At 65.4% G+C, this 25,164-nt stretch carries 21 protein-coding genes; 13 read left to right on the top strand and 8 right to left on the bottom strand.

The genetic code is table 11. From position 1 onward, the window contains the following. Positions 1-82: 82 nt before the first annotated feature. The 9 genes from SHTP_RS19135 to SHTP_RS19175 all read left to right on the top strand — a co-directional run bounded on the left by SHTP_RS19135 (position 83) and on the right by SHTP_RS19175 (position 10,217). Positions 83-850, top strand: coding sequence for an MlaE family ABC transporter permease (locus SHTP_RS19135; protein WP_012395639.1), 768 nt, complete (start codon positions 83-85; stop codon positions 848-850). 32 nt (positions 851-882) lie between these two features. After that, positions 883-1,701, top strand: coding sequence for an ABC transporter permease (locus tag SHTP_RS19140; protein WP_231991508.1), 819 nt, complete (start codon positions 883-885; stop codon positions 1,699-1,701). Between the two features lie 4 nt (positions 1,702-1,705). Next, complete coding sequence (locus SHTP_RS19145) at positions 1,706-3,166, top strand: MCE family protein (protein WP_096371459.1); 1,461 nt, start codon at positions 1,706-1,708, stop codon at positions 3,164-3,166. A gap of 79 nt (positions 3,167-3,245) precedes the next feature. Beyond that, positions 3,246-4,277 (top strand): virulence factor Mce family protein, encoded by a 1,032-nt coding sequence (locus tag SHTP_RS19150; RefSeq protein ID WP_096371460.1) that lies wholly within the window; start codon positions 3,246-3,248, stop codon positions 4,275-4,277. Continuing rightward, positions 4,274-5,590, top strand: a complete 1,317-nt coding sequence (locus SHTP_RS19155) for an MCE family protein (RefSeq protein WP_096372556.1) — start codon at positions 4,274-4,276, stop codon at positions 5,588-5,590. Before SHTP_RS19150 ends, SHTP_RS19155 begins: the two co-directional genes overlap by 4 nt. Next, entirely contained in the window at positions 5,587-6,918 is a 1,332-nt protein-coding gene (locus SHTP_RS19160) for a virulence factor Mce family protein (protein WP_096371461.1), read from the top strand. Before SHTP_RS19155 ends, SHTP_RS19160 begins: the two co-directional genes overlap by 4 nt. Continuing rightward, complete coding sequence (locus SHTP_RS19165; RefSeq protein ID WP_020788116.1) at positions 6,915-8,060, top strand: virulence factor Mce family protein; 1,146 nt, start codon at positions 6,915-6,917, stop codon at positions 8,058-8,060. Before SHTP_RS19160 ends, SHTP_RS19165 begins: the two co-directional genes overlap by 4 nt. Position 8,061: 1 nt before the next feature. Beyond that, entirely contained in the window at positions 8,062-9,519 is a 1,458-nt protein-coding gene (locus SHTP_RS19170; protein ID WP_096371462.1) for an MCE family protein, read from the top strand. Beyond that, positions 9,486-10,217 carry an Rv1363c family protein gene (locus tag SHTP_RS19175; protein WP_015356680.1) on the top strand — a complete coding sequence of 244 codons (732 nt, stop codon included), beginning with the start codon at positions 9,486-9,488 and terminating at the stop codon, positions 10,215-10,217. Before SHTP_RS19170 ends, SHTP_RS19175 begins: the two co-directional genes overlap by 34 nt. 42 nt (positions 10,218-10,259) lie before the next feature. Here the strand turns inward: SHTP_RS19175 and murI are convergent, their stop codons facing one another. The 7 genes from murI to clpS all read right to left on the bottom strand — a co-directional run bounded on the left by murI (position 10,260) and on the right by clpS (position 14,632). Next, positions 10,260-11,075, bottom strand: a complete 816-nt coding sequence (murI, locus tag SHTP_RS19180; RefSeq protein ID WP_096371463.1) for a glutamate racemase — start codon at positions 11,073-11,075, stop codon at positions 10,260-10,262. Next, positions 11,072-11,782: a rhomboid family intramembrane serine protease gene (locus SHTP_RS19185; RefSeq protein ID WP_085979921.1), complete on the bottom strand. Its 711-nt coding sequence runs from the start codon at positions 11,780-11,782 to the stop codon at positions 11,072-11,074. Before SHTP_RS19185 ends, murI begins: the two co-directional genes overlap by 4 nt. 138 nt (positions 11,783-11,920) lie before the next feature. Continuing rightward, positions 11,921-12,193: a MoaD/ThiS family protein gene (locus SHTP_RS19190; RefSeq protein WP_012395650.1), complete on the bottom strand. Its 273-nt coding sequence runs from the start codon at positions 12,191-12,193 to the stop codon at positions 11,921-11,923. A 21-nt stretch (positions 12,194-12,214) separates the two neighbouring features. Further along, entirely contained in the window at positions 12,215-12,676 is a 462-nt protein-coding gene (locus SHTP_RS19195) for a M67 family metallopeptidase (protein WP_096371464.1), read from the bottom strand. Next, positions 12,630-13,718, bottom strand: coding sequence for a P1 family peptidase (locus SHTP_RS19200; RefSeq protein ID WP_096371465.1), 1,089 nt, complete (start codon positions 13,716-13,718; stop codon positions 12,630-12,632). The genes SHTP_RS19195 and SHTP_RS19200 overlap by 47 nt, the downstream gene beginning before the upstream one ends. Then, the gene (gene aosR, locus SHTP_RS19205) at positions 13,715-14,302 is read right to left on the bottom strand and encodes an oxidative stress transcriptional regulator AosR (RefSeq protein ID WP_096371466.1); all 588 of its coding nucleotides are present in this window, start codon (positions 14,300-14,302) and stop codon (positions 13,715-13,717) included. The genes SHTP_RS19200 and aosR overlap by 4 nt, the downstream gene beginning before the upstream one ends. 24 nt (positions 14,303-14,326) lie before the next feature. Next, positions 14,327-14,632 (bottom strand): ATP-dependent Clp protease adapter ClpS, encoded by a 306-nt coding sequence (gene clpS, locus SHTP_RS19210; RefSeq protein WP_012395653.1) that lies wholly within the window; start codon positions 14,630-14,632, stop codon positions 14,327-14,329. Positions 14,633-14,661: 29 nt separating this feature from the next. On the opposite strand from clpS, the gene SHTP_RS19215 reads away from it, so the two are divergent. Further along, positions 14,662-16,014: a nicotinate phosphoribosyltransferase gene (locus tag SHTP_RS19215; protein WP_172900688.1), complete on the top strand. Its 1,353-nt coding sequence runs from the start codon at positions 14,662-14,664 to the stop codon at positions 16,012-16,014. Positions 16,015-16,049: 35 nt separating this feature from the next. After that, on the top strand, positions 16,050-18,071 hold the full coding sequence (locus SHTP_RS19220; RefSeq protein ID WP_096371468.1) for an ATP-dependent DNA helicase: 2,022 nt from the start codon (positions 16,050-16,052) through the stop codon (positions 18,069-18,071). On the opposite strand, the gene SHTP_RS19225 is transcribed toward SHTP_RS19220, so the two are convergent. Further along, the gene (locus SHTP_RS19225; RefSeq protein WP_096371469.1) at positions 18,068-20,659 is read right to left on the bottom strand and encodes a glycosyltransferase family 1 protein; all 2,592 of its coding nucleotides are present in this window, start codon (positions 20,657-20,659) and stop codon (positions 18,068-18,070) included. The genes SHTP_RS19220 and SHTP_RS19225 overlap by 4 nt on opposite strands. A gap of 189 nt (positions 20,660-20,848) precedes the next feature. Here SHTP_RS19225 and SHTP_RS19230 point away from each other — a divergent pair, with 189 nt between their 5' ends. Further along, positions 20,849-22,942 carry an alpha-1,4-glucan--maltose-1-phosphate maltosyltransferase gene (locus tag SHTP_RS19230; protein WP_096371470.1) on the top strand — a complete coding sequence of 698 codons (2,094 nt, stop codon included), beginning with the start codon at positions 20,849-20,851 and terminating at the stop codon, positions 22,940-22,942. A 6-nt stretch (positions 22,943-22,948) separates the two neighbouring features. Next, positions 22,949-25,144, top strand: coding sequence for a 1,4-alpha-glucan branching protein GlgB (gene glgB / locus SHTP_RS19235; protein ID WP_096371471.1), 2,196 nt, complete (start codon positions 22,949-22,951; stop codon positions 25,142-25,144). Positions 25,145-25,164 lie beyond the last annotated feature (20 nt).

The raw sequence follows: 25,164 nt of genomic DNA on the forward strand, positions 1-25,164 counted from the left end.
GCGGTGTTCTCGGAGGGACGGTGCTCACCGAAGAAAGACAGCAGTCAATACCTGTCGTCAGCGGGCAGGCGGGCACTCGCTGATGGTTGCTCCTGTTGCCGTGGCCAAGCCGCTGCGGGCGTTTGGCGGCTTCTACTCGATGGCGCTCGACACGTTCGTGGCGATGGTCCATCCTCCGTTTGCGTGGCGCGAATACATTGCGCAGGCCTGGTTTGTGGCGCGGGTGTCGCTGCTGCCGACGCTGATGTTGACCATCCCGTACACGGTGTTGTTGACCTTCATCGAGAACATCCTGTTGACCGAGATCGGTGCCGCGGACTTCTCCGGCACCGGGGCCGCGCTCGGCTCGGTGCGACAGATCGGACCGATTGTGACGGTCTTGGTGGTCGCCGGGGCCGGCGCTACCGCCATGTGCGCTGATCTGGGAGCCCGAACCATTCGCGAGGAGCTCGACGCACTTCGGGTGATGGGCGTCGACCCGATTCAAGCGCTGGTGGTGCCGCGGGTGTTGGCCGCAACCACTGTGTCGCTGGCGCTGTCGGCCAGCGTGATTCTGGTCGGACTGTCCGGCGCCTACTTTTTCTGCGTCTTCATCCAGCACGTCTCACCAGGCGCGTTCGCGGCCGGCCTGACCCTGATCATCGGCACCACCGACGTGGTGATCGCGCTGGTCAAGGCGGCCCTGTTCGGGCTATCGGCCGGTTTGATCGCCTGCTACAAGGGCATCTCCGTCGGCGGTGGGCCGGCCGGTGTCGGTAACGCTGTGAACGAGACCGTCGTATTTACATTCATGGCGTTGTTCGCAATCAACATCGTCGCTACTGCGGTGGCGATAAAGGTGACGCTGTGACGGCCGTGGCCGCCGGCAGCCGCTGGCGCGGCGTGCGGCACAAGCTCGACGGCTGGGTCGCGGGATGGAATCAGATCGGGACCCAAACCAAGTTCTTTGGCCGCACGCTGCACTCCATCCACTACATGCTGATCCACTACCGGGTCGAGTTGATCCGGCTCATCGCGCAGATGGGTCTGGGTGCGGGCGCTCTGATGGTCATCGGCGGGACGGTCGCGATCGTCGGCTTCCTCACGGTGACCACCGGGGCTTTGGTGGCGGTGCAGGGGTACAGCGATTTCTCCGAACTGGGCGTGGAGGCCCTGACCGGATTCGCTTCGGCCTTTTTCAACGTCCGGCTGATCGCGCCGGCAACCACCGCCATCGCGCTGTCGGCCACCATCGGCGCGGGCGCCACGGCACAGCTCGGCGCCATGCGGATCAACGACGAGATCGACGCGCTCGAAGTGATGGGTATCCGCACCATCGCCTTCCTGGCCGCCAGCCGGGTGGTCGCCGGACTGCTGGTGGTGATCCCGTTGTATTGCGTCGGGGTGCTGGCGTCGTTCTGGGCCGCGCGATTCGGCACGACCGTTCTCTACAGTCAGGCGACCGGTGTCTATGACCACTACTTCAGGACGTTCCTGAACCCCACCGACCTGGCCTGGTCGTTCGTGCAATGCATCGCCCTGTCGCTGGTGATCATGCTCGTGCACACCTATTACGGCTATACCGCAAGGGGCGGGCCCGCGGGGGTGGGCGAGGCCGTCGGGCGCGCGGTGCGCACGTCGCTGATCTTCTCGGCGTTCGTGCTGGTGATGATCTCGCTGGCGGTGTACGGGCAATCCGGCAATTTCAACTTGGCGGGATAGCACCATGGATGACCGCAAGGAAGGCCTGCACCCCGCGTGGCACACGCTGATCCTGGTGCTGCTCTTCGTTGCGGCGATGTGGGTGACCTACGCACTTTTCATGGGCTCGCTGCGGTCGGTCGTGCCGGTCACGTTGACCTCCGAGCGCTCCGGCCTGGTGATGGAGACCAACGCCAAGGTCAAATTGCGCGGCGTGCAGGTCGGGCGGGTCGCTTCGATTGTCGGCGGCGGAAAGGGCGCGACGCCGGTGGCCCTCACGCTCGAGATCGATTCCGACCAGATTCGCTACATCCCGGCGAATGTCCAGGCCGAGATTCGGGCCACCACCGTGTTCGGCGCCAAGTTCGTCGATTTGATCTACCCCGAAGACCCCAGCCCGCAACGGTTGAAGGCCGGCCAGGTGCTCATGTCGCGCAATGTGACCAGCGAGGCCAACACCGTGTTCCAGAACCTGGTGGCGGTGCTGGATCAGATCGACCCGGCCAAGCTCAATGCCGCGCTTTCCGCGCTTGCCGAGGGCCTACGCGGTCAAGGTCCACTCATCGGACAAGCGACCACCGATGCCAACCAGGTCCTGCTCGAGCTGAATCCGCGCTACGAAACCGTGACCGCCGACCTGCGGGCCGTCAAGGACTTCAACGACACCTTCAGCGCTGCGGCGCAGGACATTCTGGACACGCTCAACGCGCTGAGCACGACCAGCACCACCATCACCAGCCACTCCACCCAGTTGGACGCATTGCTGCTGGCCACCATCGGACTTTCCAACACCGGTATCAGCCTGCTGGCACCCAATCAGGCGAACCTGATCAAAGCCATCAACGCACTCGAGCCCACGACGAACCTGCTCTACAAGTACAGCCCGGAGTACACCTGTCTGTTGGAGGGCGCAAAGTACTTGCTGGACCACGGGGGCTACGAAGCACCCGGCGGCAATGGGCGGTCACTGGTACTCGATGCGGCCCTGGCGCTCGGTGATGACCCCTACCGTTTTCCGGACAACCTGCCCATCATCGGCGCCAAGGGCGGGCCTGGCGGCAAACCGGGCTGCGGCTCGTTGCCGATCGTCGACAACAACTGGCCGGTGCGCAACCTCGTCACCAACACCGGCTTTGGCACGGGAATGGACTGGCGCCCCAACCCCGGCATCGGATTCCCGGGCTGGGCCAACTACTTCCCGGTCACCCGCGGAACGCCCGAACCACCGAGCATCCGCAACCTCTTCGGTGGACCTGCGCCAGGACCGATCCCCTATCCGGGGGCCCCGCCCTACGGCGCGGAGCTGTACGCGCCAGACGGTACCCCGCTGTGGCCGGGGCTACCGCCGGCGCCGCCACCGGGCGCCCCCAGGGAATCGGGACCCACGCCGGGCTCCGAGCCCTTCGTGGTCCCCGCGTCCGCGCAGGCACAGCCCACCCCGCTGCCGCCGGCTCCACTGCCACAGGAGGTCGCTCCGTCACCATGAACACCTGGTACCGACCTCCCCTCAGCCGGCCCTCGACCGACCTTTCGGCCGACCGCTGGGCCAACGAAGGTGACCGCGCATGAGAGCCCGGCTCATCCGTGATGCGATCCGACTGGGCACCTTCTTGCTGGTCTGCTTCTTGGGCGTCATCGGCTTGTTCGCGGTCTTCGGGCAGCTGCGCTTCGGCGAGAAAACCAGCACCTACAAAGCCGAGTTCAGCAATGTGACCGGACTGGAGCAAAACGACTTCGTGCGCATCGCCGGTGTCGAGGTCGGACAAGTCAAAAAGGTTGCGATTCAGCCCGACACAACGGCGCTGGTCGAGTTCACGGCCGATAGTTCGGTGGTGCTGACCCAGGGCAGCCGGGCCGTGATCCGCTATGGCGACCTGATCGGTGGCCGATACCTGGCACTCGAGGAAGGCGCCGGCAGCCCCAAACAGCTCAAGCCCGGTGACACGATTCCCATGACACACACCTCGCCCGCCCTGGACTTGGATGCGTTGATTGGCGGGTTCCGTCCGCTGCTGAAGGCGCTGGATCCCGACCAGGTCAATGCCCTGTCCGGCCAGTTGATTCGGGCGCTGCAGGGCGAAGGCGCGACGATCAACTCGTTTCTTGCCCAGACCGCCGCGTTGACGACGACGCTGGCCGATCGCGATCAGCTGATCGGGGATGTCATCATCAATCTGAACGTCGTGTTGGGTTCGCTCGGCGACCAAAACAAGCAATTCGCCAAAGCGGTCGACGCACTCGCCGAACTCATGGAAGGCCTGCAGGCCCGCAAGGAAGACATCACCAAGGGCATGGCTTACACCAATGCCGCCGCCTCGAGCATCGCGGACCTGTTTTCGCAGGCACGCCCGCCACTGGCCAAGACCGTCCAGGAGACGGATCGCGCATCGGCAATTGTCTTGGCAGACCACGAATATTTCGACAATCTGATCAACACGCTGCCAGATGCCTATCAAGCGCTGTCGCGCCAAGGCATCTACGGTGACTTCTTCAGTTTCTATCTCTGCGATGTCGTGCTCAAGCTCAACGGCAGGGGTGGCCAGCCGGTGTACGTCAAGGTCGCCGGTCAGCCCACCGGGAGGTGCGCACCGCGGTGAAATCCTTCGCTGAACGCAACCAGATCGTCGTCGGTGCAGTGGGATTGGCGATCACCATCGGCATCGTGGTCGGATCGCTGCAGTACGACAAGCTGCCGTTCTTCCAATCCGGCAAGCAGTATTCCGCCTACTTCGCTGATGCGGGTGGGCTGACAACCGGCGTGCGCGTGCAAGTTTCGGGATTCCGGGTGGGTGAGGTCTCGTCCATCGAGTTGGACGGACCGCGGGTGCTGGTCAAGTTCACTGTCGACAAGCACATCCGCCTCGGCGACCATACCGAGGCGGCGATCAAGACGCGGGGCCTGCTGGGCACGAAGATGCTCGAGGTCATCTCCCGCGGGGACGGCCAGCTGCAGGGCACGATTCCGCTCGACCGCACCCGGTCGCCGTACCAACTACCCGACGCGCTGGGTGACCTGGCCACCACGATCAGCGGCCTGAACACCAACCAGCTATCGGACTCGCTGCGGGTACTGGCGGACACCTTTTCCGACACCCCGCCACAACTACGCGTCGCGATCGAGGGAGTGGCACGCTTCTCGCAGACCCTCGACGAGCGCGACGCGCAGCTGCGCGGTCTGCTCACCAACGCCAACAAGGCCACGACCGTGCTGGCCGAGCGCAGCAACCAAGTCGTCAGCCTGATCGCCAACACCAACGCGCTGCTGGCCGAGCTGACAACCCAACGCGCCGCCCTGGATCACATCTCCGGCAACATCGCCGCACTCGGTCAACAACTGCATGGGTTGATCGCGGAGAACGAGGCGACGATGCGACCCGCGCTCGACAAACTCAACGGCGTACTGACCATCCTGGACAACCGCAAGGAACGGCTGCAGAAGGCGATCAAGCTGCTCGACGACTACACGATGTCGCTGGGTGAATCGGTGTCCTCCGGTCCGTTCTTCAAAACCTACGTCGCCAACCTGGCGCCGGGACAATTCGTGCAGCCATTCATCGACGCGGCATTCTCCGACCTCGGCCTGGATCCCAATGTGCTGCTCCCGTCGCAACGCACCGACCCGCCGATCGGCCAGCCGGGCACACCGCCGCTGCCGTTGCCCTTCCCACGGACGGGCCAAGGCGGCGAACCACATCGGAAGCTTCCCGACGCGATCACCGGCAACCCCGATGACCCGCGGTATCCCTACCGCGGGCCGCTGCCCGCCCCACCCCCGGGCGGGCCACCACCGGGGCCGCCCGCGCCGGCGCCTCCCGAGTTGGCTTCCATCCCGCAGCCAACGCCGTCATCGGTATTGGTGCCCGCGCCGGGCGAGGTCTCAGCACCCCAGACCGCGGGGGCCGGACGATGATCCGGTGCACCAAGACCTGGCTGACCGTGCTGTTGGTCGGACTATTGGCCGCTGGAGTGGTGGTGCTGCTGCGAACCACCGAAGTGGTCAACCGCACCAATGTCGTCGCGTACTTCGAGAACAGCAACGGCGTCTTCACCGGGGATGAAGTTCGCATCCTTGGTGTGCCCGTCGGCAAGATCACCTCGATCGAACCGCAGCCCGAGTCGGTCAAGGTCTCATTCTGGTACGACAGCAAGTACATAGTGCCGGCGGACGCGAAAGCCGCGATCCTGTCGCCGACCCTGGTGACCTCACGGGCGATTCAGCTCACCCCCGCCTACACCGGCGGGCCCGCGATGTCCGACAACGCGGTCATTCCACGGCAGCGCACCGCCGTTCCGGTCGAGTGGGACGACGTCCGTGCGCAATTGGCGAAGCTGACCAAGGAGTTGCAGCCGACCGAGCCCGGCGGCGTCAGCCCCCTGGGGTCGGTGATCAATACCGCGGCAGACAACCTCCGCGGCGAGGGCGCCAACATCCGCGACACGGTGATCAAGTTGTCTCAGGCCTTTTCTGCCCTCGGCGACCACAGCACGGACATCTTCTCGACCGTGAAGAATCTCGCGATTCTGGTGTCGGCGCTGCAGGACAGCACCAACTTGATGCGCCAGCTGAACCAGAACCTGGCGACGGTGACCAGCCTGCTGGCCAACGACCCGAACGAGGTCGCCAACGCCGTGCGCAACCTCGGCGACACGGTCGGTGAGGTGCAGCGATTTGTGGCCGACAATCGCGAAGCGCTGGGCACCACATCGGACAAGCTGGCGGGGGTCAGCCAGGCTTTGAACGATAGCCTCGACGACGTCAAACAGTTCCTGCACGTGGCGCCCAACACCTTGCAGAACTATGTGAACATCTGGCAGCCGGCCCAGGGCGCGGTGAGTGCCGTGCCGATGCTCAACAACTTCGCCAATCCGATTTCCTTCCTGTGCGGCGCCATTCAGGCCGCATCGCGACTGGGCTATGAACAGTCCGCGAAGCTATGCGTGCAATACCTGGCACCGATAATCAAGAACCGTCAGTACAACTTCCTGCCCTTTGGCCAGAACCTCTTCGTCGGCGCCAGTGCGCGACCCAATGAGCTGACCTACAGCGAAGACTGGCTACGCCCGGATTACATTCCACCGCAAGCCATTCCGCCGCAGCAAGCACCGCCGGCCGCGGCGCCTCCGGCGCAAGCACCGCCGCCCGCCGTGGGCCTCCCGCTGCCGGCCGAAGCGCCCGCCACACCCGACCCGGCTGCCGGCCTTCGCGGGATCATGGTGCCCCAAGGGGTGGGCTCATGATGCGGGCCGGGTGGACCACGCGGATACGCATCGCGGCGGGAATCGCCGCCCTAGCGGTAGCCGTATCGGGCTGCAGTGGCTGGCGCGGCCTGAACTCGCTTCCGCTGCCAGGTGTTCAGGGCGGCGGACCCGGCTCGTTCACCATCCAGGCTCAGATGCCCGACGTCGACAACATCGAGCCGAATTCGCGCGTCCGGGTGGGTGACGTCAATGTCGGTACCGTCACCAAGATCGAGCGCCAGGGCTGGCATGCGCTGGTCACGATGAAACTCAACGGCAATGTCGAGCTGCCGGCAAATGCCACCGCCACACTCGGTCAGACCAGCTTGCTGGGGTCGCTGCATATCGAGCTGGCACCGCCCACCGACGTGCCGCCTGAGGGCAACCTACGCGAGGGCTCGTTGATCCCGTTGTCCTCATCGAAGGCATATCCGAGCACCGAACAGGCACTCGCCGCAACGGCGATGCTGCTCAATGGCGGCGGGATCGGGGACATCTACGACATCACCGAAGCCCTGAGCACCGCCTTCACCGGACGCGAGAACGACTTGCGCAGCCTGATCGAGCAGCTCGACGAGGCCATCGGACACCTCGACGACCAAAAAGGCGACATCATCGCCGCTGCCGAGAGCCTGAACAACCTGATGGCTCAGCTCGCCGCACAAAGGCCGGTACTGGACAAGGCGTTGCGGACGATTCCGGATGCACTCGCCGTGCTCAAGAACGAGCGCGAGAACCTGGCCGATGCACTCACCCAGCTGGGCAGGTTCAGCGCGCTGGCCGCCGACTCGGTCAACCAGACCAAGGACGCGCTTGTGCAAGAGCTCAAAGATCTTGGGCCGACGCTGGAGTCACTGGCCAACGCGGGTCCGGCGCTAACGCGCGCGCTGAGCTTCCTACCCACCTACCCATTTCCCAAGGAGACGCTGACCAACTGGATGCGCGGCGACTACGCCAACCTGACCCTCATCATCGATATGACGTTGAGCCGTATCGACGCCGGATTCTTCACCGGAACGCGATGGGAAGGCGACTTGACCGAGCTCGAGCTGCAGTGGGGCCGCACCATCGGGCAGATGCCCAGCCCCTACACCGTGGGTAACCCGTTGATCGTTCCGTACCGATGGGACCAGGGGCCGTGACATGCGTCTGACTCGGCAGATCTTCATCCAGATGGCGATCTTCGCCATCGTGGCCACCACCGCGCTGTTGATCATGGTCTTCGGGTACATGCGAGTGCCGGCCATGGTCGGCATCGGGCAGTACCGCGTGACCGTCGAGCTGCCCGAGGCAGGCGGCCTCTACCCGCGCAGCAACGTCACCTATCGCGGCGTCGAGGTCGGCACCGTCAAGAGCGTCCACTTGACCAACACGGGTGTGGCCGCGGTCCTGTCACTGAACTCCGATGTCAAGATTCCCGCCGATGTGGAGGCCGAGGTGCACAGCGTGTCCTCGGTCGGCGAGCAGTACGTTCAGCTGCTTCCGCGTAGCGGCCAAGGTCCGTCGTTGAAGGACGGCGACGTGATCCCGAGTAGCCGCACCCGCGTTCCAACCGATATCAACACGATCCTGGACGAAACCAACCGCGGCCTGCAGGCGATCCCCCGCGAGAACCTGAAGACGGTTGTCGACGAGGCGGCCGTCGCCGTCGGCGGACTGGGGCCCGAGCTTCGGCGGTTGATCACCGGGAGCAGCAAGCTGGCCATCGACGCCCGCGCGAACCTGGACGAGCTGACCCTGTTGATCGACCAGTCCAAGCCGGTGTTGGACACCCAGACCGACACCGCGGGCGCCATCCGCTCGTGGGCGTCGAATCTGGCCAGCATCACCGACCAGCTGCAGCGCCAGGACTCGTCGTTCGCCGGGTTGCTGGATCAGGGTCCCGGGGCAGCCGATGAGGTGCGCGCGCTGTTCAACCGACTACGCCCCACACTGCCGATCGTGCTGGCCAACCTGGTCAGCGTCGGTGAGGTGGCCGTCGCCTACCACCCGAGTCTCGAGCAACTGCTGGTGCTGTTTCCTCAGGGAACTGCCGTAACGCAGGCCGTCGGCGTTGCCAAGCGCAACACCATCCAGGACTACAAGGGCGACTATCTGGTCTTCAACCTGAACCTGAACCTGCCGCCGCCGTGCACCACCGGCTTCCTGCCGGCCCAGCAGCAGCGGGTACCCACCTTCGAGGACTACCCGAACCGTGCGCCGGGTGACCTGTACTGCCGAGTGCCACAGGATGCGCCCTTCAACGTCCGCGGCGCACGAAATCTGCCTTGCGTGACCGTGCCAGGAAAGCGCGCGCCGACGGCGAAGCTGTGCGAGAGCAACGAGGTCTACGTGCCGCTCAACGACGGCTACAACTGGAAGGGGGATCCGAACTCCACGCTGTCCGGGCAACCGATTCCGCAACTGCCCCCGGAGCCGCCGCTCGAACAGAGCGCCCCACCGGGTCCGGCACCGCCAGCCCCGATTGCCGCCGCCGAGTACGACCCGGCAACCGGCACCTATATGGGCCCCGACGGACACCTGTACACGCAAGCTAATCTGGGCCAGACCGTCCCAGAGGAGCAAACATGGCAGACGATGTTGCTGCCCCCGAAGAAGTGAGTGATTCCACGACTCTCGAGGAGCAACCGGAGCCTGCCGAGGTCGTTGAGCCCGAAGGCGAATCCGGCCAAGCAGGCGTGCCCGAGGCCCAGCCGCGCGACGAAGACCAAGACGAGACCGCGGACGAGACCCAGGAAGACGCCGACGCGGATCCCGAGGCGGGCGAAGACGACGCGCAAGCCAGCGACGGCGAGCAGGAGTCGCCCAAGCCAGCGCCCTCAAAGGTGCGGCTGGCGATCGTGGTGGGGCTGGCCGCGGTGGTGGCCATGGCGGCGTTGGCGAGTTGGTTCGGGTTCCACGCCTACCAATCGCATCAGGCCGACCAACAGCGCAAGCTCTATGTTCAGGTCGCCAGACAGGGCGCGATCAACCTCACCACCATCGACTGGGAGCATGTCGACGCCGATATCGAGCGCATCCTCAACTCGGCCACCGGCACTTTCTACGACGACTTCCAACGCCGATCCAAGCCGTTCATCCAGGTCGTTCAGCATTTCCAGTCGAAATCCGTGGGAACGATCACCGCCGCCGCACTGGAGTCGGAGTCCGACGACGCGGCACAGGTCCTGGTGGCGGTGAGCGTCAAGACGACGACGGCCGCAGCGCCCGAACAACGGCCTCGTGCGTGGCGCATGCGCATCACCGTGCAGCAGGTCGGCGACGAGGCCAAGGTAGCCAACGTGGAGTTCGTGCCGTAACCCGCTCAACGGGTGCGGCTCCGTCAGGGTGATGCCGCGAAGCTAGTGCATGCCCGAGGGGCGAACCGGCTGCACCCCGGTTAGCGCCGGCCCGAGGAAGCGCGCCGCAAACGCCATGAACGCCTCCGGATCGCCGGTGGCTTCGAACAATCGAGTGGCCGGCGGCGCATCGTGCGGGCGCAGTATGTCCCGCTCGGTCAGCACCCGCAGGACCTCCTTGGCGGTCTCCTCGGCGCTGGAGACCAGCGTGACGTTGTCCCCCATCACCAGTTGTATCAACCCGGACAGCAACGGATAGTGCGTGCAGCCGAGTACCAGGGTGTCGACCCCGGAACGCTGTAGCGGCTCCAGATAGCCCTCCGCCAATCCCAGCACCTGACGACCGCTCGTCACGCCCCGCTCGACGAAATCGACGAACCGTGGGCAAGCCACCGCCGTGATCTCGGTGTCGCGCGCGGCGGCAAACGCATCCTGGTAGGCGTGCGAGGTGATGGTCGCGCGGGTGCCGATCACCCCGATGCGACCGTTGCGGGTGGTGGCCACTGCACGGCGTACCGCCGGCAGGATCACTTCGACGACGGGCACGTCGTATCGCTCCCGGGCATCGCGCAGACACGCTGCCGATGCCGTGTTACAGGCAATCACCAGCGCCTTGACCCCCCGGCCGACCAGGTCGTCACCTATGGCCAGGGCATGTGCGCGAACCTCGGGGATGGTCAGCGGACCGTACGGGCCGTTGCCGGTATCGCCCACGTAGACGATGTCTTCGTCGGGCAGTTGGTCGATGATGGCCCGTGCGACCGTCAGTCCGCCGACACCGGAATCAAAGATTCCGACGGGCGCCAGCGGCGAGCTCATGTCTTCGGGCTTGACGGCCGTTCACCGGCCTTTTTCAGCTCCCGAGCCTTGCGTTCCGGAGCGGACAAGAAATACGCCGCCACGACGCCGGCGAGCGCACCGCACAGATGGCCCTGCCAGGAGACGCCACCGCACACTCCTAGCCGCGGCAACGCACCGAGCAGGATGCCGCCGTAGAAGAACAACACCGCCAGACCGATGATGATGTCCCACACCTTGCGGACGAACAATCCGAAGACCAACAGAAAAGCCAGCCAGCCGAAGATCAGACCCGAGGCACCGATGTGATCGGTGGGCCCGCAGCTGCTGCCGACGTTGCCGATCAGCCAAGTGCCAAACCCGCCGAGGATCCACACGATCGCGGTGGCCCAGACGAACCGGGCCAACCCGGCCAGCGTCATCAGAAAACCCAGCACCAGCAGCGGAACCGTGTTGGCCATCAGGTGCGCCCAGTTGGCGTGCAGCAGCGGCGCGAAGATGATCCCCCAGAGGCCATCGGTTTGCAGCGGTCTGATGCCGTTGAGGTCCAGGGAATGCCGAGTCAGCTGGTCGATCAATTCAACGAGATACAGCAGTGCGACAAAGGTCAGAATTGTCGCTCCGCCGGTCACCCAGCGCGGCCGCTCCTCGGGCTGCGTCGCTGGCGTGCGCGGATGTCTAGCCATACGCGCCGCTCCTCCTCGTCGCTTAGTGCCCTTGCAGAGCATTCCGGCCTCATCCAGGCTACCTGCGTAGACCCAGGTGGACAGATACTCCCACCCACCGTCGGAGCGCCGCCTGCAGCACCGCGCCGGTGGCGATGCCCGCCAAACAGCAGCGAGTCGTATCGCACCGTGGTCTGCGATTCATCCACCTGCCACGGCCGGCAGGATGGTGACCGTGTCACCGTCGGCGATCGCGGTGTCCAAGCCGCCGGAGAACCGCACGTCCTCGTCATTGACGTAGATGTTCACGAACCGGTGCAACTTGCCGTTGTCGATCAGCCGCTCAGCGATACCCGAGTAGTTCGCTTCGAGGTCGTCGATGACCGCCCCCAGGGTGTCACCGCTGGCCGTGACGCGCTTTTGGCCACCGGTCTGCGGTCGCAGGATGGTCGGGATGGACACGGTGACGCTCATGGCGGCCTCTCCAGGGACAGTTCAATACCGCTCGACGACATTGACGGGTTCTTCGGTCACAGCACCAGCGATGATCCGATAGCTGCGCAACTCATCGCGGTCGGGATCGCGCGTGCAGACCAGAACATAATCCGCCGCCGGCTCGGCGGCCAGATCGATATCAGTGCGGCTCGGGTAGGCGTCGGTGGCCGTGTGCGAGTGGTAGATCACAACCGGCACCTCGCCGGCGCCTTCCATCTCTTGCCACACCGCAAGCTGTTCGCCCGAGTCGAAACGGTAGAAGGTCGGCGAGCGCTCGGCGTTGGTCATCGGAATGTGCCGGTGGGGACGGTCGGATCCCTGCGGCCCGGCCAGCACTCCGCACGCCTCGTCGGGATGATCGCGGCGCGCATGGGCGAGGATCGCATCGACCAGGTCGGCACGGACCACCAACACCTCAGCGGCTTTCTGTTCCCGATGTTTGCAACGCTCCGGGCAACACATCGCGGTAGCTCGGTATTCCGGCAACGGACTCCGCGGCAATCACACCGACCAGCACCGCCTGGGCCAGGCAATCAGCCGCGGCGGCCCCCACCGCGGTGAGAAGCCCGGTCTCGGGAGACAACGCGGCGGGAATGGCGGGATCAGGGGGTACCTGCACCGCGCCGGTGGCCAGCGCGAAAACGGTGTCCCCGTCCAACGGTGTGTGCGCGGGACGAATCGTGCGGGCCAACCCGTCCTGGGCGGCGAGCGCCACCCGCTGGCAACCCGCCGGACTCAGCGCGGCATCCGTGGCGACCACCGCAATGGTGGTGTTCAGCGGCCGATCTTGGGGCGCGTCTTGCGGATCCAGCGGAGAAGGCAGCCGGGCGAGCTCATCGAGCTGATCGGCCGGTGGCCGGGTGAGACCGAACTCGCCGGAAAGTTCCGCCATCCACGGCAGGCCGGTGGCCGGATCCACGACATTGCCGACGGAGTTCACCACCACCACGGCACCGACTGTCACACCGGAGGGCAGCTTGACCGACGCGGTCCCCACGCCACCCTTGAGGACGCCGGCGCGCGCCCCCACGCCCGCGCCAACTGTCCCGACCGCCAGCGACGCAGTGGCGCCCGGGTCCTGATCGCTGACCGCCGCGTCACAGGCCAAGTAGCCGAATTCGGCGGTGGGACGCTGCCCCCACCCGCCGACGGGCAGATCGAAAATTACTGCGCCCGGAACGATCGGCACCACACCGGTGCCCATCGCCACACCGCGCTGATGTTCCTCCAGCCAGCGCATGACACCGTCAGCGGCCGCCAGACCGTAGGCGCTGCCACCTGCCAATAGCACCGCGTCCACGAAGCGCACGCTGTTGACCGGGTCCAGTAAATCGGTCTCACGGGTTCCGGGCGCGCCACCGCGACAGTCGACCGCACCAACAGTTCCGGGCGGCGCCAGCACCACCGTGACACCCGATGCCCAACCGGCGCCGAGGGACGCGTCCGGATCCAGCCTTTGGTAATGCCCGACGCGGATGCCCCCGATGTCGGTGATGGAGCTCATCCAGCCGACTTCCCCATCAGGACCAGCACCAGATATTCCTGCAAAACGGTCAGCCACTGATAGACGTCGTAGTGGGCGGCCAGCGGATGGTCGGCGGGCAAGCGCTCGGGTCCGCGGGGGCCAACATCAAGCAGGACTCCCAGCGTCAGGCGCAGGTCGTTGACCGCGGCGACCCAGGCGTTGGCGCCGTCTTCCGTCAGCTCGAAGCGCCCCCCCTTCTCCGGAACCGTGTCCAATAGCTGCTGCGCGGTAGCGCGTTTGGCGTCGATGATGTCGGGCTCATGCAAGCTGCGCAACGCGGCATTGAGTGTCTCGGAGCTGTCGAGGGCCATTGGGTCGGTCTCGCCGGGTTTGTAGAAATCCGGCAGCAGCCGGCGCAGCGTCGGATCGCCCGGGCGCTGCGCATGGCCGGTCCGGATGCCGGTGATCTCCTCGAGTTCATCCGACGGCGCGGTGGATTCACGCTCATCCAACAAGCCGATCATCGCGCCGACCAAGTTTTTGAGCAGGGTCGCTTCGTGCGGAGCCAAGGACGACCGAAACCGGGAACCGTTGCGGGTTTCAACGCGCTTCCATTTGCGCACAGTGGATCCGGATACCCTCGAATCTCACCGGTCCTGCTGCATCGTCGCCCACAAACCGGCGGCGTGCAGTTTGGACACGTCGACTTCCATGGCCTCTCGGCTACCCGCTGACACCACAGCCCTACCTTCGTTGTGCACCTGCAACATCAATTTGGTGGCATGCGGTTCGCTGTAACCGAACAACTTTTGGAACACATAGGTCACATAGGTCATCAGGTTGACCGGATCGTCCCACACGATTGTCACCCACGGGCTAGCCGTGGCGTCTCGCGACGCAGACTCCTGCTGCCCGACCGAGCCGGGCTTAGCAGGGGCTGAGGCAACAACCATAGCCCTAGGATAGCGAGCCCCTCCCGTGGATACCGACTCCCCAACCGAACCGATACGGTGGCGGTGTGAACCACTCGGTCCTGGCTGGGCTGCTGACCGACAAGTACGAGATGACCATGCTGGCGGCCGCGCTGCGCGACGGCACCGCCGAGCGCCGGACGTCCTGGAAGGTCTTCGCCCGTCGGCTGCCCGCCGGCCGCAGATACGGGGTGGTGGCCGGGACCGGCCGCCTCCTGGAACTCTTGCCCCGGTTCGGCTTCGACGACCAAGCATGCGAGTTGCTGGCCCAATTCCTGGATCCAGACACCGTGGCTTACCTGCGCGACTTCCGGTTCAGCGGCGACATCGACGGCTATGCCGAAGGCGAGCTTTACTTCCCCGGGTCCCCCGTGCTCTCGGTACACGGCAGCTTCGCCGAATGCGTGCTGCTGGAGACTCTGGTGCTGTCGATCTTGAATCACGACTCAGCGATCGCCTCGGCCGCGGCCCGGATGGTCAGTGCCGCCGGCGATCGCCCCTTGATCGAAATGGGTTCGCGACGCACCCACGAGTGCGCCGCGGTCGCTGCCGCCCGAGCCGCATACATTGCCGGGTGCACCGGCTCCTCCAATCTGGAAGCCCGGCAACTCTACGGCGTCCCCGCCGAGGGCACCGCCGCGCACGCGTTCACCATGGTGCATATCAACCAGGACCGCACACCGGCCTTGGCCGAGCTGGCCGCGTTCCGGGCCCAGATCGACGCGCTCGGGCCGGACACCACGCTGCTCGTCGATACCTATGACGTGACGACCGGGGTGGCCAACGCCGTGGCCGCCGCGGGTACGGCTCTGGGCGCGGTCCGCATCGACTCCGGCGAGCTGGGTGTACTCGCCCGGCAGGCGCGCCAGCAACTCGACGCCTTGGGGGCCACCGAAACCCAAATCATGGTCTCGGGCGATCTGGACGAGTTCTCCATCGCCGCGCTGCGCGCGGAGCCGGTCGATCGCTACGGCGTCGGCACCTCGCTGGTCACCGGCTCGGGCGCACCAACGGCGAGCATGGTTTACAAACTTGTTGAGGTCGAAGGCATTCCGGTGCAGAAGCGCAGCAGCCAGAAGGAATCCCGCGGTGGTCGCAAGGAGGCGCTGCGGCTGGCGCGACCGACGGGAACCGTCACCGAGGAGATCGTGCACCCGGCCGGTCGACCGCCGGCCACCACGGGGCTACACCGGGTGTTGACGACACCGCTGGTTCGCAACGGAAAGCCGATGGTCACCACCGATCCAGATACTCTCGCCGCAGCCCGAAAGCTGGTGGCGTCTGGGCTACGCAGCTTGCCTTGGGAGGGACTGAAATTGGCACCCGGCGAACCCGCCATCCCGACCCAGACCATCTCGGCCTGAGAGCCGGCTTGACCACGAGGGAGCAACCACGTCCCGTGCCCGAGTCTGCGTCCGTTCCCGAGCTGCTGGCGATTGCCGTGGCCGCAGTGGGTGGCAGCGAACGTCCCGGCCAGGTGGAGATGGCCGACGCTGTTGCGCGGTCATTCCAGTCCGGCGAGCACTTGGTTGTTCAGGCCGGCACCGGCACCGGCAAATCGCTGGCGTACCTGATTCCGGCGGTTGTGCGCGCGCTCGACGACAACGCACCCGTGGTGGTGTCTACCGCAACAATTGCGCTGCAGCGCCAGCTCGTCGATCGCGACCTACCCCGGCTGGCCGACGCACTCGCCGATGCACTCCCCCGCCAACCGCGGTTCGCGCTGCTCAAGGGGCGACGAAACTATCTATGTCTGAATAAGATCCACAGCGATGGCTCGACCGGCGATCCGGAAGCCGACGATCAGCCGCAAGAGGAACTCTTCAACCCGATGGCCGCCACCGCACTGGGCCGCGACGTGGCACGACTGACCGAATGGGCGTCCACCACCGACACCGGTGACCGCGACGACCTCAAGCCTGGGGTCGCTGAACGGTCCTGGTCCCAGGTCAGCGTCTCGGCGCGGGAATGCATCGGCGTGGCCCGCTGTCCCTACGGATCCGAGTGTTTCTCGGAACGTGCGCGCAGCCGCGCCGGTGGCGCCGACATCGTCGTCACCAACCACGCGTTGCTGGCCATCGATGCTGTCGCGGAATCGACAGTGCTGCCGGAACATTCGCTACTGGTCGTCGACGAGGCGCACGAGTTGACCGACCGGGTGACCTCGGTGGCCACCGCGGAACTGGCCTCAGCCGCCCTCAGCGCGGCGACGCGGCGCATCGCGCGTCTGGTGAGTCCGGAACTGACCCAGCGGTTGGATGCGGCATCGACCACCTTCGCCTCGGCCATTCACGACGGGACGCCCGGCCGCATCGACCACCTCGACGATGAGTTGGCGACCTACCTGACCGCGCTGCGCGATGCCGCCGCCGCGGCCCGCTCGGCGATCTCCGGCACCAGCGACGCCGCGGCCGCATCAGCGCGCGCCGAATCCGCCGCGGCGTTGGCCGACATCTCCGATACCGCGTCACGAATCCTGACCTCATTCACGCCGCCCATCTCCGACCGCACCGATGTGGTCTGGCTCGAACACGAGGAAAACCGGGGTTCGCCGCGGGCCGTACTGCGGGTAGCACCGCTGTCGGTGGCCGGGCTGCTGGCCGCCACGGTGTTCTCCCGATCGACGACGGTGTTGACCTCGGCAACGCTGACGGTGGGCGGAAGCTTCGATGCCATCGCCACGGCCTGGGGCCTGACCGAACCTAGGACCGACCCCAAAAGCGAAGCGGCCGAACAACGCACGCCGTGGCGTGGCCTCGACGTCGGATCACCGTTTCACCACGCCAAGTCGGGAATCCTCTATGTGGCCGCCCACCTCCCGCCGCCCGGCCGGGAGGGAGCGGCTGCGGCCGAGCAGCTGACCGAAATCGCCGAGCTCATCACCGCGGCCGGTGGGCGCACCCTGGGCCTGTTCTCCTCGATGCGGGCGGCCCGCGCCGCAGCGGAAGCCATGCGGGAGCGGCTCTCGACACCGGTGCTGTGCCAGGGCGACGACAGCACCTCCGCACTTGTCGAGCAGTTCGCCGACGACGCCGCCACCTCGTTGTTCGGCACGTTGTCGCTGTGGCAGGGCGTCGACGTGCCCGGACCATCGTTGTCCCTGGTGCTGATCGACCGCATCCCATTTCCGCGCCCGGACGACCCGTTGCTCAGTGCCCGGCAACGGGCGGTGGCGGCCCGGGGCGGCAATGGTTTCATGGCCGTCGCGGCCAACCACGCGGCGCTGCTGCTGGCGCAGGGGGCGGGACGGCTGTTACGCCGCGTCACCGACCGGGGCGTGGTCGCAGTTCTGGACTCGCGGATGGCGACCGCCCGGTATGGGAGCTATCTGCGCGACTCGCTACCCCCGTTCTGGCAGACCACCAATGGCACCCAGGTTCGCCAGGCACTGCAGCGATTGGCCGAACTCGACGAGACCTAGCGGGTAGCGAGGGTGACCAGCCCGAGTTCGTTGCTGGCGGCCAGCATCGGATGGCGCGGAAGCACGCGCACCGTGTATCCCAGCGCACCCGCCATCGGCAGCGGGGTCGTCGTTGAGAAGACCTGGTTGCCCGCGTCGGCGTGACCGGCATAAGACATCTCGACGGTGACCGGGTCAACCAGAACATCGCCGGCGTCGACTCTGCCCAGCACCGCTTGCACCGTCACTTCATCGGGCGCCAGCCCGGCCAGTTGCACGATCGCGGTAAGAGTCAGCTTCGATCCCAGCAATGGGGTGTCGGGCAGCCCCGCGCTGTCGACGTCGGTGATCTCGATGCTGGGCCAGGCCGCTTCCACACGTCGGCGGTAGGCGGCCAACTCGCGGGCCGCCTGGTACTCGGTGCCGTCCTCGGCGGTGGCGATGGTCTTGCGCCGCGATTGTGCCGCTGGTGCGTAATACCGCTCCGTGTAGTCGCGCACCATCCGCGACGCCAGCACCTTCGGGCCAAGTGTCTGCAAGGTGTGGCGCACCATCTCGATCCAGCGCGGCGGCACCCCCCGTTCGTCGCGCTCGTAGAACTTTGGCGCCACCGAATGCTCCAGCAGGTCGTAGAGTGCGCTGGCCTCCAGGTCGTCGCGTCGTTCCGGATCGGCCACCCCATCCGCAGACGGTATTTCCCAACCATTTTCGCCGTCGTACCATTCGTCCCACCAGCCGTCGCGAATGGACAGATTCAGCCCACCGTTGAGCGCACTCTTCATTCCTGAAGTGCCACAGGCTTCCAGCGGTCGCAGCGGATTGTTCAGCCAAATGTCGCAACCCCAGTACAGGAATCGGGCCATCGACATGTCGTAGTTGGGCAGGAAAGCGATGCGGTGCCGCACCTCTGGCCGGTCGGCAAAACGCACCACTTGCTGGATCAGCGCCTTGCCGCCGTCATCGGCCGGATGCGATTTTCCGGCAACAATCAGCTGTATCGGCCGTTGCGGATCCAGCAAGAGCTTTTCCAACCGATCCGAATCACGCAACATCAACGTCAGACGCTTATACGTCGGGACTCGGCGGGCAAAACCTACGGTCAACACATCAGGATCGAATGCCGTTGGTATCCAACCCAGTTCGGCCTCGGATGCACCTCGCTCCAGCCAGGACTGCCGCAGCCGCGCCCGCACGTCCTCCACCAGCAACGATCGCAGTTGGGAACGGATCCACCACAGATGGCCGGGGTCCACCTGATTCAGTCGTAGCCACACGGCGGGCATGCTGAACGAGTCCGAGCCGGCCAGTTCGCGACCGAGTTCCAGCCACTGGGGGGCCGCCCAGGTGCGCGCGTGCACACCGTTGGTGATCGATCCCATCGGCACGTCGTCATGATCGAATCCCGGCCACAACTCGTTGAACATGGCCCGGCTCACCCTGCCGTGCAACAGCGAGACGCCATTGGCGCGCTGCGCTAGGCGCAGGCCCATGTGGGCCATGTTGAACTTGGTGGGATCGTCTTCTGCGCCCAGGGCAAGGATGCGCTCGGTGGGCACCCCGGGCAGCAACGTGGGCTCGTCATCGGCGAAATAGCGCTGCACCATCTCCACCGGGAACCGGTCGATACCGGCGGGTACGGGCGTGTGCGTGGTGAACACCGTGCTGGAGCGCACCACCGTCAACGCGGTGTCGAAGTCCAGTCCCGCGTCGGTGATCAGCTCACGGATCCGCTCGGCGCCGAGGAATCCGGCGTGCCCCTCGTTCATGTGGAACACCTCGGGGGCGGGCAGGCCCTGGATTGCGGTGAATGCCCGAATGGCCCGAATCCCGCCGATGCCGGCCAGGATCTCCTGCTTGATGCGGTGTTCCTGATCGCCACCGTAGAGCCGGTCGGTGACGCTGCGTAGGTCGTGTTCGTTTTCTGGAACATCGGAGTCGAGCAGCAGCAGCGGAACCCGACCGACCTGCGCCACCCAGATCCGGGCCCGCAGCCGAACCGAATCCGGCAACGTCAGCTCGACCAGCACTGGGTCGCCGTTGGCGTTGGTGAGCAGGCGCAACGGCAGGCCTTGCGGGTCCAGCGATGGATAGGTTTCCTGCTGCCAGCCGTCTGCGGTCAGCGACTGCCGAAAGTAGCCGGAACGGTAATACAGACCGACCGCGATCAGCGGCAACCCCAGATCGGAGGCGGCCTTGAGGTGGTCACCAGCCAGAATCCCCAGTCCGCCAGAGTAGTTGGGCAACACCTCGGCGACGCCGAATTCCATCGAGAAGTAGGCGATGCCGGTGGGCATCGCAACGCCGTCGGCCTCCTGCTGCTGGTACCACAGCGGACGGTTGAGGTAGTCGTTGAGATCGGCGGCAAGCGCGTCGAGTCGCCCCAGGAACTCTTCGTCGAGCGCCAGTTCATCGAGCCGCGCGGGCTTGACCGCGCCCAGCACCGCCACCGGGTCGTGGCCACAGCTGGTCCACAGCGCCGGATCGATGCTCGCGAACAGGTCTTGCGTCGGCTTTTCCCACGACCACCGCAGGTTCGTCGAAAGCTGGTAGAGCGCGGCCAGACGGTCGGACAGATGCGTGCGGACGGTAAAGCGGCGAAGGGCTTTCACGCGAATAAACATTACTGAGGATTTCTAGGTGCGCACGGCTAGAGATCGACTGCTTGGGCCCCTCCGGTGTGGCCTGACACTAGGGTGGGTATGGGGCGCTAGGAGACGAGCAGACAGCGACACACGAAGAAACCCCGGCGACATCTGCTGGTAATCGTCCGGGGTGGTGAGCCAGGAACGGAGTGATCGGTGCCCGGTCGTGTCGAGATCGATAACGTCCAGCCCGTCGTCTCATGTGGCACATACCCCGCCAAAGCGGTGATCGGTGAGGTGATTCCGGTTAGCGCGTCGGTATGGCGGGAAGGTCACGAGGCGGTGGCCGCGACGCTGGTGGTGCGCTATTTGGGAGCGCGCTATCCGCAAGTCGCGGATGTACGAAGGATCCAGGCGGCTGCGGCTGCGGCCGCGGAAGCGGAGCTGAGCACCAGGCCGGCCGAACAGCAGCGGGTCAAGCCATTGCTGTTTCCGATGACCATGGGCGAAGAGCCCTTCGTCTTCCACGGTCAGTTCACCCCCGACAGCGTCGGGCTGTGGACGTTTCGCGTCGACGGCTGGGGTGACCCGATTCACAGCTGGCGGCACGGGCTGGTGGCCAAACTCGACGCCCGGCAGGGCGAGAGCGAGCTGTCCAACGACCTGCTGGTCGGCGCGGCGCTGCTGGAGCGCGCCGCGACCGGGGTGCCGCGCGCACAACGCTGGCCGCTGATGGAGGCCGCGGCAGCATTGCAGGCCCCGGGCGATCCGGTGACTCGCTCGGCCCTGGCGCTGACGCCCGAGATCGACGAAGTGCTCGAGCTGTATCCGCTGCGGGATCTGGTCACCCGCGGCGAACAGCTCGGAGTCTGGGTCGATCGGCCCGTGGCGCGCTTCGGGGCCTGGTATGAGATGTTCCCCCGCTCGACCGGTGGTTGGGACGACGAGGGCAAGCCGGTGCACGGGACCTTCGCCACCGCGACGGCACAACTCCCCCGCATCGCGGGCATGGGATTCGACGTGGTCTACCTTCCGCCGATTCACCCGATCGGCAAGGTGCACCGCAAGGGCCCCAACAACAACCCCACCGCCGTACCCGGGGATGTCGGATCTCCGTGGGCGATCGGCAGCGACGAGGGTGGTCACGACGCGGTCCATCCGGACCTGGGCACCATCGACGACTTTGATGAGTTCGTGGCAACGGCGCGCGATCTGGGCATGGAGGTCGCCCTGGATCTCGCGCTGCAGTGCGCTCCGGATCACCCATGGGCGCGTGAACACCGCAACTGGTTCACGGAGTTGCCGGACGGCACCATCGCCTACGCGGAGAATCCGCCGAAGAAGTACCAGGACATCTATCCGCTCAACTTCGACAACGACCCTGCCGGGCTCTACGCCGAAGTCTTGCGGGTGGTGCAATATTGGATCGACCATGGGGTCAAGTTCTTTCGAGTTGACAACCCGCACACCAAGCCGCCCAATTTCTGGGCTTGGCTGATCGGCCAGATCAAGGCCGTCGACCCCGACGTCCTGTTCCTGTCCGAGGCGTTCACGCCGCCGGCCCGTCAGTACGGACTGGCCAAGCTCGGCTTCACCCAGTCCTACAGCTATTTCACCTGGCGGACCGCCAAGTGGGAGCTCACCGAATTCGGCAACGACATAGCCAAGCTCGCCGACTTCCGACGGCCCAACCTCTTCGTCAACACCCCCGACATCCTGCACGCCGTGCTGCAGCACCATGGCCCAGGCATGTTCGCCATCCGCGCGGTGCTGGCCGCCACCATGGGTCCCGCTTGGGGCGTGTACTCGGGCTATGAGTTGTTCGAGCACCGCGCCGTGCGCGAGGGCAGCGAGGAGTACCTGGACTCGGAGAAGTATGAACTGCGTCCTCGTGACTTCGCGGGTGCTCTCGCCGAGGGCAGATCACTGGAACCGTTCATCACACAGCTCAACGCGATTCGGCGACTGCATCCGGCACTGCAGCAGTTGCGCACGATCTACTTCCACCATGTCGACAATGACGCGTTGCTGGCCTACAGCAAGTTCGACCCGGCCACCGGCGACTGCGTTCTGGTGGTCGTGACGCTGAATGCCTTCACGCCCGAGGTGGCCACACTGTCGTTGGACATGCACGCATTGGGCATGGAGCCCTACGACCGGTTCTGGGTACGTGACGAAGTAACCGGCGAGGAATATCAGTGGGGGCAAACCAATTACATTCGCATCGATCCGGGCCGAGCGGTTGCCCACATCATCAACATGCCACTTATACCGGAACAATCTCGAATCACATTGCTACGCAGGAGGTGAGGGGCAGTGAGCAGAACCGACCAACTCGCCGGGACGCACCTGGCGCCCGAACCCAACGACTTGGCGCGCCTAGTCGCCGGTTCACACCACAATCCGCATGGCGTCCTGGGCGCCCACGAGTACGGCGACCACACTGTCATCCGTGCGTTTCGGCCGCACGCGGCAGAAGTGATCGCCATAGTCGGTGACGACCGGTTTCCGATGCAGCACATCGAGTCTGGCTTGTTCGCCGTCGCGCTGCCCTTTGTCGACCTCATCGACTACCGACTGCAAATCAGCTATGAGAACTCGGAGCCGTTCACGGTTGCCGACGCGTACCGCTTCCTGCCCACCCTGGGCGAGGTGGACCTGCACCTGTTCGCCGAGGGCCGCCATGAGCGACTCTGGGAGGCGCTCGGCGCCCACCCCCGCTCGTTCACCACAGCCGACGGCGTGGTCCACGGGGTGTCCTTCGCGGTGTGGGCTCCCAACGCCGAGGGGGTCAGCCTGATCGGCGACTTCAACGGATGGAGCGGCAGTGAGGCTCCCATGCGGGTGTTGGGTTCCTCGGGGGTGTGGGAATTATTCTGGCCCGACTTCCCCGCCGACGGGCTCTACAAGTTCCGGGTACACGGAGCCGACGGTGTGGTCTCGGAGCGGGCCGACCCGTTCGCCTTCGGCACCGAAGTACCGCCCCAGACGGCATCGCGGGTAACCGTAAGCGACTACAGCTGGGGCGACGGCGACTGGATGACCGAGCGTGCACAACGCAATCCGGTATTCGAGCCGATGAGCACCTACGAGGTCCACCTAGGTTCGTGGCGACCCGGCCTCAGCTATCGCCAGCTCGCCACGGAGCTGACGGATTACGTTGTGGCACATAAGTTCACTCACGTAGAGCTACTCCCCGTTGCAGAGCATCCGTTCGCCGGGTCGTGGGGATACCAGGTCACGTCCTACTACGCGCCGACATCCAGGTTCGGCACCCCCGACGATTTCCGAGCCTTGGTCGATGCACTGCACCAAGCGGGCATCGGGGTCATCGTGGACTGGGTGCCCGCGCACTTCCCCAAGGATGCATGGGCCCTAGGGCGGTTCGACGGGACACCACTCTACGAACACTCGGACCCCAAAAGGGGTGAGCAACTAGACTGGGGAACTTACGTTTTCGATTTCGGCCGGCCTGAGGTGCGCAACTTCCTGGTGGCCAACGCGTTGTACTGGATCGAGCAGTTCCACATCGATGGCCTGCGGGTGGACGCGGTGGCGTCGATGCTGTATCTGGACTACTCCCGCCCGCAGGACGGCTGGACACCGAACATCTACGAAGGGCGAGAGAACCTGGAGGCGGTGCAGTTCCTGCAGGAAATGAATGCCACAGCGCACAAGGCAGCGCCGGGCATCGTCACCATTGCCGAGGAGTCCACCTCGTGGCCCGGGGTGACTCGACCAACCAGCATTGGCGGCCTGGGCTTCTCGATGAAATGGAACATGGGCTGGATGCACGACACGCTCGACTACGTCAGCCGCGATCCCATCTATCGCAGCTACCACCATCACGAGATGACGTTCTCGATGCTGTACGCGTTCAGCGAGAACTACGTGCTGCCGCTGAGTCACGATGAGGTGGTCCACGGCAAAGGCACGTTATGGGGCCGGATGCCGGGTAGCAATCACACCAAGGCCGCCGGCTTGCGGAGCCTGCTCGCCTACCAATGGGCCCACCCCGGCAAGCAACTGCTGTTCATGGGACAGGAGTTCGGTCAGCGCGCCGAGTGGTCCGAGCAGCGCGGCCTGGACTGGTTCCAACTCGACGAGAATGGCTTCTCTAATGGCGTTTTGCGCTTGGTCCGCGACATCAACGAGATCTACTGCGACCATTGCGCATTGTGGAGTCAGGACACCACCCCCGAGGGCTATTCCTGGATCGACGCCAACGACTCGGCGAACAATGTCTTGAGCTTCCTGCGGCATGGCAGCGACGGCTCGGTGATGGCCTGCATATTCAACTTCGCGGGTTCAGAACACAGCGACTATCGCCTCAGCCTGCCGATCGCCGGTCGTTGGCGTGAGGTGCTCAATACCGACGCAACGATCTACAACGGCTCAGGAGTCGATAATTTCGGCGGCGTTGATGCCACCGCGGAGCCATGGCACGGCCGTCCGGCATCCGCGGTGCTGGTGCTGCCGCCCTCGTCGGCGCTGTGGCTGGAACCCGCCTAGCCGCGATCGACGCCGGCGCC

The organism is Mycobacterium ulcerans subsp. shinshuense, assembly GCF_002355775.1.
GTDB lineage: Bacteria > Actinomycetota > Actinomycetes > Mycobacteriales > Mycobacteriaceae > Mycobacterium > Mycobacterium marinum.